The following is an 865-nucleotide window of genomic DNA, read 5'->3' on the forward strand; positions in this document are numbered from 1 at the left end:
TGCTAGCGGGGGGCGGCGGGGGGAGGGGGTGCGGCTCCACACCCCCGTTATAGCGGGGTCGGGCGGCGGGCCGGGGGGCGGAGGGCGGCGGCCAGAGCGGGGTCAGGCCCCCGCCTCCCAGGGGTTGAGCAGCCGAACGGGCAGGCCCCGGAAGTGGCCGGTGTTGCGGCTGACCAGGGTGAGGCCGTGGCGCAGGGCGGTGGCCGCCAGCAGGGCGTCCAGGGGGGAAAGGGGGCGGCCCTGGTTCAGGGCCTCGCCGGTGAGGGCGCCCCACGTCTCCATGACCCCCGTGTCCAGGGGCAGAATCTGCCCGGCGAAGCGCCGCTTGAGGTCTTCGATCCAGCCTTCCAGGACAGCTCGGCGCGGCTCGGGGGCGCGGACGGCCCCCTGCACCAGCTCGCCCAAGGTGAGAGCGGAAAGGTAGGCTTCCCGCACGGAGAGCCCTTTCAGCCAGGCCGTAACCCTGGGGTCGGGCTGACGCTTGGCCGCCTCGGAGACCACGTTGGTGTCGAGCAGGTAGCTCAAAAGCCCACCTCCCGGTAGCCTGCGCGCGACCGGTCGGAGAGGGCCTCGGCCTCCTCGTCGGAGAGGGGCTCCGGCGGGCGGAGGGCCTCGAGCAGGGGGGTATCCTCGCCGCGAAGGCGGGTGTAGGTCGCCCAGTCCAGCACCACCACCGCGGGCCGGCCCCGCCGGGTCACGGTCTGGGCCTCGCCCTTCAGGGCCTGCTCCACCACCTCGGAGAAGCGGGCCTTGGCCTCCTGAAGCTGCCAGCTGCGTTTCACCCCATCAGTCTAGTCTGACTAGATGGGTTGGTCAAGCCGGACCTCCCCGTGGGGGGAAAGAGGCCCTCGGGCGGGAGGCGGGA

2 protein-coding genes are annotated in these 865 nt (G+C 73.2%); both read right to left on the minus strand.

Features of this window, described 5'->3' with window-relative positions:
• Positions 1-102: 102 nt before the first annotated feature.
• A complete protein-coding gene (locus tag Mhypo_RS17780) occupies positions 103-525 on the minus strand; it encodes a type II toxin-antitoxin system VapC family toxin (protein WP_027883278.1) in 423 nt (140 codons plus the stop codon).
• Positions 522-782: a type II toxin-antitoxin system Phd/YefM family antitoxin gene (locus Mhypo_RS17785; RefSeq protein WP_027883277.1), complete on the minus strand. Its 261-nt coding sequence runs from the start codon at positions 780-782 to the stop codon at positions 522-524. Before Mhypo_RS17785 ends, Mhypo_RS17780 begins: the two co-directional genes overlap by 4 nt.
• Positions 783-865 lie beyond the last annotated feature (83 nt).

It is taken from the genome of Meiothermus hypogaeus (genome assembly GCF_003574035.1).
GTDB lineage: Bacteria > Deinococcota > Deinococci > Deinococcales > Thermaceae > Meiothermus > Meiothermus hypogaeus.